The sequence below is a fragment of the Phormidium tenue FACHB-1052 genome (genome assembly GCF_014696675.1).
GTDB lineage: Bacteria > Cyanobacteriota > Cyanobacteriia > Phormidesmidales > Phormidesmidaceae > Nodosilinea > Nodosilinea tenuis_A.
Window position 1 is genome coordinate 349,056 of the sequence record NZ_JACJQN010000001.1, and the last position, 12,342, is coordinate 361,397.

Genomic DNA, 12,342 nt, shown 5'->3' on the forward strand with positions numbered 1-12,342 from the left:
GCAGGATTTTGCCAGAGGGCTGTTCGGGCTAACCCATCGCACAGCCGCTCAGACACCATCCTTGAACGCTGCATGAACTACCTCTGGGAGCAATGGCTAACAAACCTTGACCAGGTTAGGTTCGTGCTTCAGGCGCTCGACATTGCGCTGGTGCTGCTGCTGAGCTACGTGGTGCTCGTCATCATTGGCGAGAAGCGTACCTTGTGGATGGTGCGGGGGCTGATTTTTTTGATGCTGGCAGCGGCCCTGAGCAAGTTTCTGGGCTTAGCCCTGCTCGGCTTTGTGCTCGACAAACTAGTGATTGGCTCGGCAGTGGCCATGGCCTTTATGCTCCAGGGGGAGTTTCGGCGACTGCTGGAGCTACTGGGCCAGGGACGGGTATGGGAATTGCTCAGCCCGTCGCGAGAGGCCATGCCCCAGCCCGACAACGTGATCGATGAGATTGTTGACGCCGTTAAAGAGCTGTCCCAAAATCGCACCGGGGCGCTGCTCATTCTCGAAATTGATAAGCTGATTGACGAGCGCGACTTTACGGTGCCGGGGGTACGCATCAATGCGGAAGTGTCGAAGGAACTGATTCAGACCATTTTTCAAACCAGCACGCTGCTTCACGATGGGGCTATGCTGGTGCGCGGTGCGCGGATTGCGGCGGCGGGGGTAATCTTGCCGATTTCTGAGCGGGTGGCCTCGCGTCAGCTCGGCACTCGCCACCGGGCGGCGATGGGCATTACTGAACGGGTAGAGCATTGTATTTGTGTTGTGGTATCAGAAGAAACCGGCTCTATTTCGCTGGCGGAAGGCGGTATTCTAGATCGGCCTCTAACCAGCAGCCGCCTGCGCAGTATTCTGCGGTCTAAGTTTTCTAAATCGGTAGATCGCGAGGCGGTGGCACCCCAGCTCAGAAGCCTTGGTCGGCGGCTGGGCAGCCTTGGAGTTGCCTATGTACTGCGCTTGTTTCGTCTCCCCTCATCGTCTCCCCGAGAGAAAAAATGACCACCAAGCCTGTTGTTCGCTACGCCCTGCCCGCCGACCTCAAGCCCGATCGCCTACCCCAGCACGTGGCGGTGATTATGGATGGCAACGGGCGCTGGGCCAAACGCCGGGGGCTACCGCGCATCATGGGCCATCGCCGGGGGGTAGACACCCTCAAAACCCTGCTGCGCTGCTGCCGCGACTGGGGCATTGGGGCGCTGACGGCCTACGCCTTTTCGACGGAGAACTGGGGTCGCCCGGTTGAGGAGGTAGATTTTTTGATGGCGCTGTTTGAGCGAGTGCTGCGCCAGGAACTGCTGGAGATGATGGAGGAAAATGTCCGCATTCGCTTTGTGGGCAACCTGGCGGCCCTGCCGCGATCGCTCCAGGGCGAGATTCACCAGGCGGTCACCCAGACCCAGGGCAACCACGGCATCGAGTTTACGGTGGCCACCAACTATGGCGGGCGGCAAGAGATTGTGCAGGCCTGTCGAGCGATCGCCGAACAGGTGCAGCGGGGCGAGCTGAGCCCCAGCGACATTAGCGAAGAGCTGTTTAGCCGCCACCTCTATACCTCCGAGATTAGCGATCCTGACCTGCTAATTCGCACCAGCGGTGAGATGCGGATTAGCAACTTTCTGCTGTGGCAGCTAGCCTACGCCGAGATCTATGTGACCGACACCCTATGGCCCGACTTCGACACCTCAGAGTTTCACCGGGCGATCTATGCCTACCAGCAGCGCGATCGCCGCTTTGGCAAGGTCAAGGGCTAATGCGCTCAATCCCTCTCCCAGGGGAAGAGGAACTTTAGGGTAAAAAGACCTTTGATAGGAAAGCGCTAAGCGCTACTCCCCCTCTAAAATCCAAAATCTAAAAGCCAAAACTCCATGAATATCCCCACCTGGATCACCGTCTCCCGCCTGCTTGGAGTTCCGCTACTGCTAATCCTCCTTCAGGCACCGACGGCGACCCAGCGGTGGTGGGCAGCGGGCATCTTTGTGGTGGCAGCGAGCACCGACTGGCTCGATGGCTACCTAGCTCGTAGGCTCAACCAGGTGACGGATCTGGGCAAATTTTTAGACCCCCTGGTGGATAAGCTGCTGGTGCTGGCTCCCTTGCTGATGCTGGTGGGGCTGGGTCAGGTGCCCGGCTGGGGCGTGTTTTTAATCGTGGCGCGGGAGATTACGATTTCTGGCTGGCGGGTCAACCCGGCCATGCAGGGGGGCGCGGTACCGGGAGCAAACCTGTGGGGTAAGGCCAAAACCGTAGTGCAGATTGTGGCGATCGCCCTGCTCCTGGCCCCGCTACCGGCAGTGTGGGATGGGCCAGCGCAAATTCTCTTTTGGGTGGCAGTGGCGCTAACCTTGGCCTCAGGCCTGGTCTATCTATGGCCCCAAATGCAGTCCAGCCGCAGCGCTTAAACCAGATGGTGAAACTAACGCCATAAAAAGTCCTGGAGTAACGTCAAGTCTCTGCCGAGTGTCTGCTAAACTAACGAAGAACTACTTCTTGGAAGCGTGGCTGAGTGGTCGAAAGCGCCTCCCTGCTAAGGAGGTAGGGGAGTAAACCTTCCCTCGTGGGTTCAAATCCCACCGCTTCCGTATTTTGAGTCTATAAAAGCAGCTGGTATGAGTGCTCATACCAGCTGCTTTTATATGTCAATCAACGGCTTTTGAAGATACAGGTGTACTTAAAGTTCTCCTGTACTGTAGGCTGGGAATAGTGGTGCTAATGTACCCATGATTCCCAAGCACATTGCCCTCAAGAATTTTCTTAGCTATCGCGATGCCAGCCTAGACTTCAACGGGCTGCACGTGGTTTGCGTGGCGGGGCCCAACGGTGCGGGCAAATCGTCGCTGCTAGAGGCGATCGCCTGGGCGCTGTGGGGCCAAAGCCGAGTCGCCGCCGATGACGACATCATCCACCAGGGCGAAATGGAGGCCCAGGTGACGTTTCAGTTTCACCAGGGTGACCACACCTACCGGGTGATACGCAGCCGCCACCGCAGCCAGGGCACCAGTCTAGAGTTTCAGGTGCACACCGAGGAGGGCTGGCGGGTGCTGACCCAGCGTGGGGTGCGGGCCACCCAACTGCTAATCTGCCGCCACCTCCGGCTCGACTACGACACTTTTATCAACTCGGCCTACCTGCGCCAGGGTGGGGCCGACGACTTTATGCTGAAGCGACCCGGCGATCGCAAACAAATTCTGGCCAACCTGCTCAAGCTGCACCAGTACGACCACCTGGCCGAGGGGGCCAAAGAGCAGGCTCGCCAGGCCAAGGCCGAGGCCACCCTGCGTCAAACTCAGCTCGACGAACTCACCGCTGCCCTAGCCGACTACGAACCGACGCTACAGCGCCAGGCTCAGTTTCAGCAGACGCTGCACGATATCGATCAGGCTCAGGAGCGCGATCGCCAGCGTCAGCAACAGCTTCGCACCCTTGAGCACACCCACAGTGCCTGTAATCAGCAGCTTCAGATGCAGCGGCAGCAGCGGCAGCACCTGACGGCTCTTTTGCACCAAACCGAAACGTCCCTGGCCGCGCTGACCCGTGAGCAGCACCAGCATGACCGGCGTTTGGCCCAAGCCGCCGAGATTGAAACCGGCCTAGCTGAACTGGCGGCTCTAGAAGCGGAGGATGCTCAGCTCAATCAGCACTTTCAACGCTATCAGGCGCTAGAAGCGCAGCGTCAGAGCCTAGAAGCTGAGTGGCAAGCCCAGTCGGCTGAGACCCGCACGCGCCTGGGCCAAACCCAGCTCCAGCTGGCGGCCTTGCAGGCCCAGATTGCCGATTTAGACGCGGCTCTCTTACAAAGCGAAGCTGTTGATGCGGCCCGCCAGCAGTTTCTCATTGCCAAAGCCCGCCTCAAACACTTAGATGCGCTTCAGCTTCAGTCTGAACCCTTACAGCAGCGACGCCGACAGCTAGAAAGCGGGTTACAGCAGGCCCAAACCCGGCTTCAAACCCGATTAGAAGAACTCGCCGCCGCCGCCCAGCAGCTCCAGCAGGATCAGGGGAATCCGCCCGAGCTAGTAGCGACCGCCCAGGAGGTGTCAAAAACCCTGAGCTATTTGGAGCAGCGCCGAGCCTACCAGGAGAAGGTGCGCGAGAAGGGGCTAGAGCGGCGCAGCGTTATGGAGGTGCTTCAGTCTAATCAGCGAGCCTGCGAAACCCAGATCGCTCAAATTGGCCAGAAGCTAGGCATGCTCGCTCAACCGGAGGCCGTCTGCCCGCTGTGCGATCGCGCCCTCAAGCCCCATCACCGCGCTCTGGTTGAAGGTCGCCATCGCCAGCATCAGCAAGAACTGCAAGAAGAGATTTGGGTCATTCGCGAGCAGCTGGCTGTTTCAGAGCGCGAAATTCAGGTGCTGCGACAGGAGTATCGAGCGGTCGAAGCCGAACTAGAGGCCTACGCCCCAGTGCTCCAAAAGCAGGGCCAGCTCACAGCGGAGATGGCCTCCCAAGCCACCGTCCACGAGCGGCTTCAAGTCCTAGAGGCCGAGCAGCAGCGCCTAGAGCAGTCCCTCACCGAGAACCAGTACGCCCTCGACCTGCGCACGGAGTTGCACCAGATCAACAACACCCTGGCCCAGCTGGCCTACGACGATCGCGACCATGCCCTGACCCGGGGCCAGGTCAATCGGCTGCGCTGGGCTGAGATCAAGCACCACGAGTTGACCCAGGCGCGACGCCGACGGCAGCAGCTCGAGCGGCGACAGCAGCAGCTTGAGGCCGACCAAATTGCCCTTGAGACTGAGCTGACCCAGCTCCAGGTTGGTACCCAGGGCCAGGCCTTAGCGGCAGCCCAAGCCGCCCTTGAGCAGCTCAGCTACCGCATTGACCATCACCAGCAGGTGCGCCAGTCCTTGCTAGCCGCCCAAGTCTGGCGGCAACGCCATCGGGAGCTAGAAGCAGCCCGCCAGCAGCAGCCCCAGCGCCAGATTCAGATCGAGGGACTTCAGGCCCAGGAGCGGCAGCAGCGCCAGGAGCTAGAACAGTTGAGCGTGGCGATCGCCACCCTAGAGGAGCAGCACCAGGCCTTGGCCTACGATGCGGATGCTCTAGAACAGTTGGAGCGGGCGATCGCCACCCGCCAGTACCAGCGCGATGCCCTCCTAGCCCAGTTGGGTGCTCTCGGTCAGGCCCGTCAGCACCTCGACGATCTGCACCAGGGACTCGCCCAAAAGCAGCAAGAGCTAGCCGCCGTCCGCCAGCGCCAGCGGGTCTACCAAGAGCTGGCCCAGGCCTTTGGCCACAACGGCATCCAGGCGCTGATGATCGAAAACCTGCTGCCCCAGCTCGAGGCCGAAACCAACAACCTGCTGGGTCGCCTCAGTGCTCACCAGCTCCACGTGCAGTTCGCCACCCAGCGGGCCACCAAGCGGGGCCAAGGGGTAATCGACACGCTGGATATTCTAATTGCCGACTCTCGAGGCACCCGCCCCTATGAAACCTACTCGGGCGGGGAGGCGTTTCGGGTTAACTTTGCCCTCCGGCTGGCCCTAGCCCGACTGTTGGCCCAGCGATCGGGGCTAGCGCTACAGCTGCTGATTATCGATGAGGGCTTTGGCACCCAGGATCAGCAGGGGTGCGATCGCCTAATTGCCGCCATCAACGCGATCGCCGCTGACTTTGCCTGCATTCTTACCGTTACCCATATTCCCCATTTTCGAGCGGCTTTTCAGACCCGCATCGATGTGACGAAGACAGCTCAGGGATCGCAGCTTTCTTTCTCAGCCTAAAACTAGCCCAGATTCCGTAAACCTTTAAGTAGCTTCTCAGATTTTTATTAACATTCTTTTTAGATTTTAAGAATTTCCCCTTTGGCTAGTCCAGAAATATGTCTTCTGGAATGCAATACGGCCTAACCAATCGCTTTAATCTAAAGGGTATGAGCCTGCGGGATCAAGGCGGGCTGAGTATTAATGACCATTCACGACTGCCTTCATAAATGTTACAGTTGTTTACATATTCCATTAATAACCTTTTACCTATGAGCGTTGTTGGACCCCTTTTAGAAATTGGTATCGCCGCCGTTGCTGCTGGCCTCATTCTCAAGCGCCAGGCTGAGGAAGCGGCTCTAGAGTCTGAGCCCATCCCGGTGCCAGTGCGCGAGCGCCGTTAGGTCACGGGCCTACCGTCATCTCTGCACCAGACAACTATTGCTTTCCTGGGCTTTGAGCCCTGCCGTTCCCCGTCGCTCTCTCCTCACTGTGCCGCTATGAGAACTGTGCAAAATTCCACCGACCTAGTTCGCACTTACCTAAAAGAAATCGGTAAGGTGCCTTTGCTCACCCACGAAGAAGAAATCGTGTTGGGTAAGCAGGTGCAAAAGCTGTCGGCTCTAGAGGCCAAGCGGCATGCTTTAGAAGAGACAGCTGGCCATGGGTTGACCCTGGAACAGTGGGCCAATGCCGTCGACATGCCCCTACCCGATCTCAAAGCGATCGTGCGCGACGGCAACCTAGCCAAGCGCAAAATGGTAGAAGCCAATCTGCGCCTTGTGGTCTCAGTGGCCAAAAAATATATCAAGCGCAATGTCGATCTGCTCGACCTGATTCAGGAAGGCACCATTGGTATGCAGCGCGGGGTGGAAAAGTTTGACCCCACCAAGGGCTACCGGTTCTCTACCTACGCTTACTGGTGGATTCGCCAGGCGATCACTCGCGCCATCGCCGAGAAAAGCCGCACCATTCGCTTGCCCATTCACATCACCGAGAAGCTTAACAAGCTGAAGAAAGCCCAGCGCACTCTGTCCCAGCGCTACGGTCGAGCAGCCACGGTGGCTGAGCTAGCGATCGAGTGCGACCTGACCGCCAAGCAGGTGCGCGACTACCTAGAAAAGTCTCGTCAGCCTCTCTCCCTAGACCTCAAGGTGGGAGACAACCAGGACACCGAACTGGGTGAACTACTCGAAGATGACGGCCCTTCGCCAGAAGACTTCGCCACCCAGGTATCGCTGCGCCAGGATTTGGAGCGGCTGATGGGCGATCTGACTCCCCAGCAGCGAGAGGTGCTTTCCCTCCGCTTCGGTTTGTCCGACGGCAAGACCATGACCCTGGCCAAGATTGGCGATCTGCTCTCCATCAGTCGTGAGCGGGTGCGCCAGATTGAGCGGGAGGCTCTGACCAAACTACGCAAGCGCCAGTCTGACATTCGCGAGTATTTGGCCAGCTAGAGCAACTGCGCTTTCTGCGGAGTCGCAACGCGATCGCACTGAACCCATAGCCCGAAGGAAGTTTTCCTTCGGGCTATCTTTTTGGCGTTGGGCAGAGCGCTGTTTTAAGGGCGGGGGATCCTGCGGGCCAAGGCTAACAACTGTAGTCCAATTGACCAAACTGGGGAGATCCCGCATTCTAGAGTGGTTCTAGCTAGATTTGCCCCAACTGAGGAGTCCCCATGAGCTATCGCATGGACCGCCGTGCCTATGCCGAAACCTTTGGCCCGACGGTAGGCGATCGCATTCGCTTAGCGGACACAGAGCTGATTATTGAGGTCGAGCAAGACTTCACTACCTACGGGGACGAGGTGAAATTTGGCGGCGGCAAGGTGATCCGTGACGGTATGGGGCAGTCGCCGATCGGACGCGACGCGGGCGCAGTGGATATGGTCATCACCAACGCGCTAATTTTGGACTGGTGGGGCATTGTCAAAGCTGACATCGGCATTAGAGACGGCAAAATCGACAAAATTGGTAAAGCAGGCAACCCCTACATTCAAGACAATGTCGACATCATTATTGGCCCCGGCACCGAGGTAGTGGCCGGAGAAGGCATGATTGTCACCGCTGGCGGCATTGACAGTCACATTCATTTCATTTGCCCTCAGCAGATTGACACTGCGATCGCCTCCGGCATCACCACCATGATCGGCGGCGGCACTGGTCCGGCCACTGGCACCAATGCCACCACCTGCACCCCTGGCGCTTGGCATATCTGGCGCATGCTGCAAGCCGCCGATGCCTTCCCCATGAACCTGGGCTTTTTGGGCAAGGGCAACAGCGCTCAGCCAGAGGGGTTAGTGGAGCAGGTGAAAGCGGGTGCCATGGGCCTCAAGCTTCATGAAGACTGGGGCACAACTCCGGCTACCATCGACACCTGTCTGGGAGTAGCTGACGAGTACGATGTTCAGGTGGCGATCCACTCCGACACCCTCAACGAAGCGGGCTTTGTTGAAGACACCATCGCCGCTTTCAAAAACCGGGTGATTCACACCTATCACACCGAGGGGGCTGGCGGCGGTCACGCGCCGGACATCATTAAGGTGTGCGGTGAGGCCAACGTGCTGCCCTCATCGACCAACCCTACCCGGCCCTACACCCGCAACACCCTCGACGAACACCTCGATATGCTGATGGTGTGCCACCACCTCAGCCCCAGCATTCCCGAAGATATTGCCTTCGCCGAGTCGCGCATTCGCCGCGAAACCATTGCCGCCGAAGACATCCTCCACGACATGGGTGCCTTTAGCATGATCTCCTCCGACTCCCAGGCTATGGGTCGGGTGGGGGAAGTGGTGATTCGCACCTGGCAGACCGCCCACAAAATGAAGGTCCAGCGCGGGCCGCTGGCGGAGGATTCTGAGCGCAACGACAACCACCGAGCCAAGCGCTACGTGGCCAAATACACCATCAACCCCGCCATCACCCACGGCATTGCCAACCACGTCGGTTCAATCGAAGCGGGCAAACTGGCAGATGTTTGCCTGTGGCGACCCGCCTTTTTTGGGGTGAAGCCTGAGATTGTGATCAAGGGCGGCTTGATCGCCTGGGCGCAGATGGGCGATGCCAACGCCAGCATTCCGACGCCGCAGCCAGTGCATATGCGCCCCATGTTTGGCAGCTACGGGGGGGCGATCGCCGCCACTTCCCTCAGCTTTATTTCCCAAGCTGCAATGGATCTGGGCATCCCTGAACACATTGGTCTCGCTAAAGCTACCGCTGCTGTGGCTAACTGCCGCAGCCTCAGCAAGGCTGACATGAAGCTCAACGCCTACCAGCCCCACATGGAGGTCAACGTCGAAACCTACGAAGTGCGAGCCGATGGCGAGCTGCTGACCTGTGAACCGGCTGAGGTTCTACCTATGGCCCAGCGATACTTCTTGTTTTGACCCCAGGCAGAGCAATGAAGAGCCTAGACGGATTGAGCCAGGGTTGGCACGCTATAAAACTGAGGTGATTTCACTTGACCTGCCACCCTCCAACGCTTCCCACAAAGCTAAAATATAGTCATAGGCGTTGGCAGACTTCACCTGCTGCTCCCCAAACTTTCCCAATAGCCGACTTTGAACCACTACATAGGTTCCTAAAGGCAGCAATAGTTTGTGTTTACCATAATTTTGTTGCGAATGTCGTTAAGCGGTGGCAGATTTTCAAGTGTCCACAGTAGAATATAGTTGCGCTCAAACATAAATGTTTGAGTTCACTCCTCACACCACACTCCGCCCAGGCTTTTAGTCTGGGCGGTTCCTTATTTAAAGGATCTTCGGCCTGAAAAGGCGGAAATCCGGCTAGTTTAGCTGACTTAGCGCCCATCCCCTCGGTAGATATTGACCACTCGCCCAAGAAGCCGGGGGTTGGCTATGATAAGATTGCGTGTGACTAATAACGGCAAGGAACACAAGGCATGGCAGCCGCTCAGGTAACAGATTCTACGTTTAAGCAAGAAGTTCTTGAAAGTACCGTTCCCGTACTGGTTGACTTTTGGGCTCCCTGGTGTGGCCCCTGCCGTATGGTAGCTCCGGTAGTCGAGGAAATTGCTGAGCAGTACGACGGCCAAATTAAAGTCGTTAAGGTCAATACCGACGAGAATCCGAGCGTGGCCAGCCAGTATGGGATCCGCAGCATCCCCACCCTGATGATCTTTAAAGAGGGGCAGCGGGTTGACATGGTAGTGGGCGCTGTACCCAAAACCACCCTAGCCAACACCCTTGAGAAGTATCTCTAGGCTCACCTTTCTCTGCCTAGAGATACTACGATTACCCACTTGTGACGACGGCGATCGCTCAACCTTAGAACCAAGCGTCAGCAAAAGCCCATAGTCACAGGTTTAGTGAGCTAGCTTGTTAATATCTGATATAGCCCTTTAGCGTTAGTTCTCGCTGGAGGGTTTTTGCACGGCAGGGGGCAAAATTGTCGTTAGAATGGGGTGCTACCTCTATGGACTCAACGGCGTATGGTTGCGCTTCCCTCAAATTTACCCTCTAGCATTCAGGCCGATTTGGCCGCAGTGTTTGAGCAATTGCCCCACCTGGAGCATGGCAAGATCATCCGCCAGGTGCTGGAAACCATTCTGCGCATGATGGGACGGGAGGCCGACCGACTCGACTGGAAGATTTTAAACTACGCCCTGCTAGACATGGAGCAGGGCTTTCAAGTCTTTTACCCCTACCGGCACACCCGCAAAATTACTATCTTTGGCTCAGCGCGTACGGGGGCAATCAGCCCCGATTATCAGCTAGCTGAGAAGTTTGCCAAGCAGATCACCGAGCTGGGTTTTATGGTTATGACCGGTGCCGGGGGCGGCATTATGGAGGCGGGTAACGCTGGAGCTGGCGCAGATCAATCCTTCGGGTTAAACATTCAGCTACCCTTTGAGCAAGGCGCTAACCCGGTGATGGAGGGCGACCCTAAGCTAATCAATTTCAAGTATTTCTTTACCCGCAAGCTGTTTTTCCTGCGCGAAAGTGACGCCCTGGTGCTGTTTCCGGGAGGGTTTGGCACCCAAGACGAAGCCTTTGAGTCGCTGACGCTGATTCAGACGGGTAAGGCTGACCCCATGCCCATCGTCATGGTCGATCATCCCGGCGGTAACTACTGGCAAGGGTGGGATAACTATATTCGCGAGCACCTGCTGAGCCGAGGGTTGATTAGCCCCGACGACCCCAGTTTGTACACGATTACTGACAACGTCGATGACGCCTGCCACGCGATCAGCAGTTTTTATCGGGTATATCATTCCTGTCGCTATACCAGCGATCGCCTGATCATTCGCCTCAAGAGCGACCTGCCCGAAGGTGCGATCGACCTGCTCAACCAAGAATTTGGCGACATCTTAGCCAAGGGGAAAATTGAAAAGTCTGCCGCCCTGCCCGAAGAGCAGAAAGACGACACCATCGCTTTGCCTCGGTTGGTGATGCACTTCAACAACCGCGACTTTGGTCGGCTGCACCAGTTGATCTGGCGGCTCAACGATCTGGGCGACCATCGTCCCGAGGCTCAGCACCCCGAGCAGAAGTAAGTGATTTAGGTGGATGGGTAGGTGGGTGGATGGGTAGGCAGGTGGTCACGCCTTCCGCAATCTAGAGCGTTTTCGCGCCTGTAATCTTTCACTCTTGTACTTGCCTACTCACTGACCCACTACCCACCGACTCCCAATGAACCAGGTTCAAGCGTTTTTAGAGCAGCTTTACCACGAGTTTAAGGGAGTCTCCGAAGGTCAAGTAGCGTCTTATATTCCTGAGCTGGCGCGGGCTAACCCCGACTGGTTTGGCATTAGCATTGTCACCCTTGATGGCCACGCCTACGAGGTGGGGGATGTGGCGCAGAAATTTACCATTCAATCGATTTCAAAGGTGTTTGTCTACGCCATGGCCCTAGAGGACTATGGCCGTGAAAAACTGCTCAAAAAAGTGGGAGTAGAACCCACTGGGGATCCGTTCAACTCCCTAATTCGGCTGGATGAGGACTCTAAGCGCCCGGATAACCCAATGGTGAATGCGGGGGCGATCGCCACCACCGGACTAATCCCTGGCAAAGACCCCGCAGAACGACTCAACCGACTGCTGGCCATGTTTCAGCGCTATGTTGGCGATGAGGTATTTGTCGATGTATCTACCTTCATGTCGGAGCGATCGACCGGGCACCGCAATCGGGCCATGGCCCACCTGATGCTCAACTTCGGCATGATCGACCAGCCGATCGATGAAGCACTCGACTTGTACTTTCAGCAGTGTGCGGTGCTGGTTACGGCCCATGACTTGGCAGTGATGGCCGCAACCCTAGCCAACCAGGGCATCAACCCCGTCACCGGGCAGCGAGCCGTGGGAGCCGAGCATGTGCGCGATATTCTCAGCGTCATGTACACCTGCGGCATGTATAACTTTGCTGGGGAGTGGGCCTTTCGAGTTGGTATTCCGGCCAAGAGTGGAGTCTCAGGCGGTATTCTCGCTGTCGTGCCAAATCAGGCCGGCATCGCCGTGTTTTCGCCGCCCCTCGACAGTCGCGGCAACAGCGTGCGCGGGCTCAAAGTATTTGAGGCCCTATCGCAAGAATACGGGTTTCATCTGTTTGATCTGTCCCTTGGCCACTGCCGCTTTTCCCAGGCTGTTCAACCCTCAGATGCTGTGGCCCTGGATGCTTAGACCCCT

Annotated in this window: 10 protein-coding genes and 1 tRNA gene; all 11 read left to right on the forward strand. The window is 57.4% G+C overall.

Translation table 11 applies throughout. The features are described from left to right. The first annotated feature begins 72 nt into the window (after positions 1-72). The 11 genes from cdaA (at position 73) to glsA (ending at position 12,336) form a co-directional block, all read left to right on the forward strand. Positions 73-993, forward strand: a complete 921-nt coding sequence (gene cdaA, locus H6G07_RS01585) for a diadenylate cyclase CdaA (RefSeq protein WP_073606738.1) — start codon at positions 73-75, stop codon at positions 991-993. After that, positions 990-1,745 (forward strand): undecaprenyl pyrophosphate synthase, encoded by a 756-nt coding sequence (gene uppS / locus H6G07_RS01590; protein WP_073606737.1) that lies wholly within the window; start codon positions 990-992, stop codon positions 1,743-1,745. The genes cdaA and uppS overlap by 4 nt, the downstream gene beginning before the upstream one ends. Positions 1,746-1,859: 114 nt before the next feature. After that, positions 1,860-2,393 (forward strand): CDP-diacylglycerol--glycerol-3-phosphate 3-phosphatidyltransferase, encoded by a 534-nt coding sequence (gene pgsA / locus H6G07_RS01595; protein ID WP_073606736.1) that lies wholly within the window; start codon positions 1,860-1,862, stop codon positions 2,391-2,393. Between the two features lie 90 nt (positions 2,394-2,483). After that, a tRNA-Ser gene (locus H6G07_RS01600) sits at positions 2,484-2,573 on the forward strand. A 138-nt stretch (positions 2,574-2,711) separates the two neighbouring features. Next, positions 2,712-5,717, forward strand: coding sequence for an AAA family ATPase (locus H6G07_RS01605; RefSeq protein ID WP_073606735.1), 3,006 nt, complete (start codon positions 2,712-2,714; stop codon positions 5,715-5,717). Positions 5,718-5,968: 251 nt separating this feature from the next. Beyond that, the gene (locus H6G07_RS26600; RefSeq protein WP_277882033.1) at positions 5,969-6,100 is read left to right on the forward strand and encodes a hypothetical protein; all 132 of its coding nucleotides are present in this window, start codon (positions 5,969-5,971) and stop codon (positions 6,098-6,100) included. Positions 6,101-6,196: 96 nt separating this feature from the next. Then, on the forward strand, positions 6,197-7,153 hold the full coding sequence (locus H6G07_RS01610; protein WP_073606734.1) for an RNA polymerase sigma factor, RpoD/SigA family: 957 nt from the start codon (positions 6,197-6,199) through the stop codon (positions 7,151-7,153). A 221-nt stretch (positions 7,154-7,374) separates the two neighbouring features. Continuing rightward, a complete protein-coding gene (ureC, locus tag H6G07_RS01615) occupies positions 7,375-9,084 on the forward strand; it encodes an urease subunit alpha (RefSeq protein WP_073606733.1) in 1,710 nt (569 codons plus the stop codon). Between the two features lie 515 nt (positions 9,085-9,599). Then, positions 9,600-9,920 (forward strand): thioredoxin, encoded by a 321-nt coding sequence (gene trxA, locus H6G07_RS01620; protein WP_035985715.1) that lies wholly within the window; start codon positions 9,600-9,602, stop codon positions 9,918-9,920. A gap of 228 nt (positions 9,921-10,148) precedes the next feature. Next, a complete protein-coding gene (locus H6G07_RS01625) occupies positions 10,149-11,213 on the forward strand; it encodes an LOG family protein (RefSeq protein ID WP_073606732.1) in 1,065 nt (354 codons plus the stop codon). Positions 11,214-11,349: 136 nt separating this feature from the next. After that, positions 11,350-12,336 carry a glutaminase A gene (glsA, locus tag H6G07_RS01630; protein ID WP_073606731.1) on the forward strand — a complete coding sequence of 329 codons (987 nt, stop codon included), beginning with the start codon at positions 11,350-11,352 and terminating at the stop codon, positions 12,334-12,336. The last annotated feature ends 6 nt before the right edge of the window (positions 12,337-12,342 follow it).

Coding starts and splice junctions, on each gene's coding strand:
- cdaA (WP_073606738.1), top strand. CDS start 73: ATGAACTACCTCTGGGAGCAATGGCTAACAAACCTTGACCAGGTTAGG.
- uppS (WP_073606737.1), top strand. CDS start 990: ATGACCACCAAGCCTGTTGTTCGCTACGCCCTGCCCGCCGACCTCAAG.
- pgsA (WP_073606736.1), top strand. CDS start 1,860: ATGAATATCCCCACCTGGATCACCGTCTCCCGCCTGCTTGGAGTTCCG.
- H6G07_RS01605 (WP_073606735.1), top strand. CDS start 2,712: ATGATTCCCAAGCACATTGCCCTCAAGAATTTTCTTAGCTATCGCGAT.
- H6G07_RS26600 (WP_277882033.1), top strand. CDS start 5,969: ATGAGCGTTGTTGGACCCCTTTTAGAAATTGGTATCGCCGCCGTTGCT.
- H6G07_RS01610 (WP_073606734.1), top strand. CDS start 6,197: ATGAGAACTGTGCAAAATTCCACCGACCTAGTTCGCACTTACCTAAAA.
- ureC (WP_073606733.1), top strand. CDS start 7,375: ATGAGCTATCGCATGGACCGCCGTGCCTATGCCGAAACCTTTGGCCCG.
- trxA (WP_035985715.1), top strand. CDS start 9,600: ATGGCAGCCGCTCAGGTAACAGATTCTACGTTTAAGCAAGAAGTTCTT.
- H6G07_RS01625 (WP_073606732.1), top strand. CDS start 10,149: ATGGTTGCGCTTCCCTCAAATTTACCCTCTAGCATTCAGGCCGATTTG.
- glsA (WP_073606731.1), top strand. CDS start 11,350: ATGAACCAGGTTCAAGCGTTTTTAGAGCAGCTTTACCACGAGTTTAAG.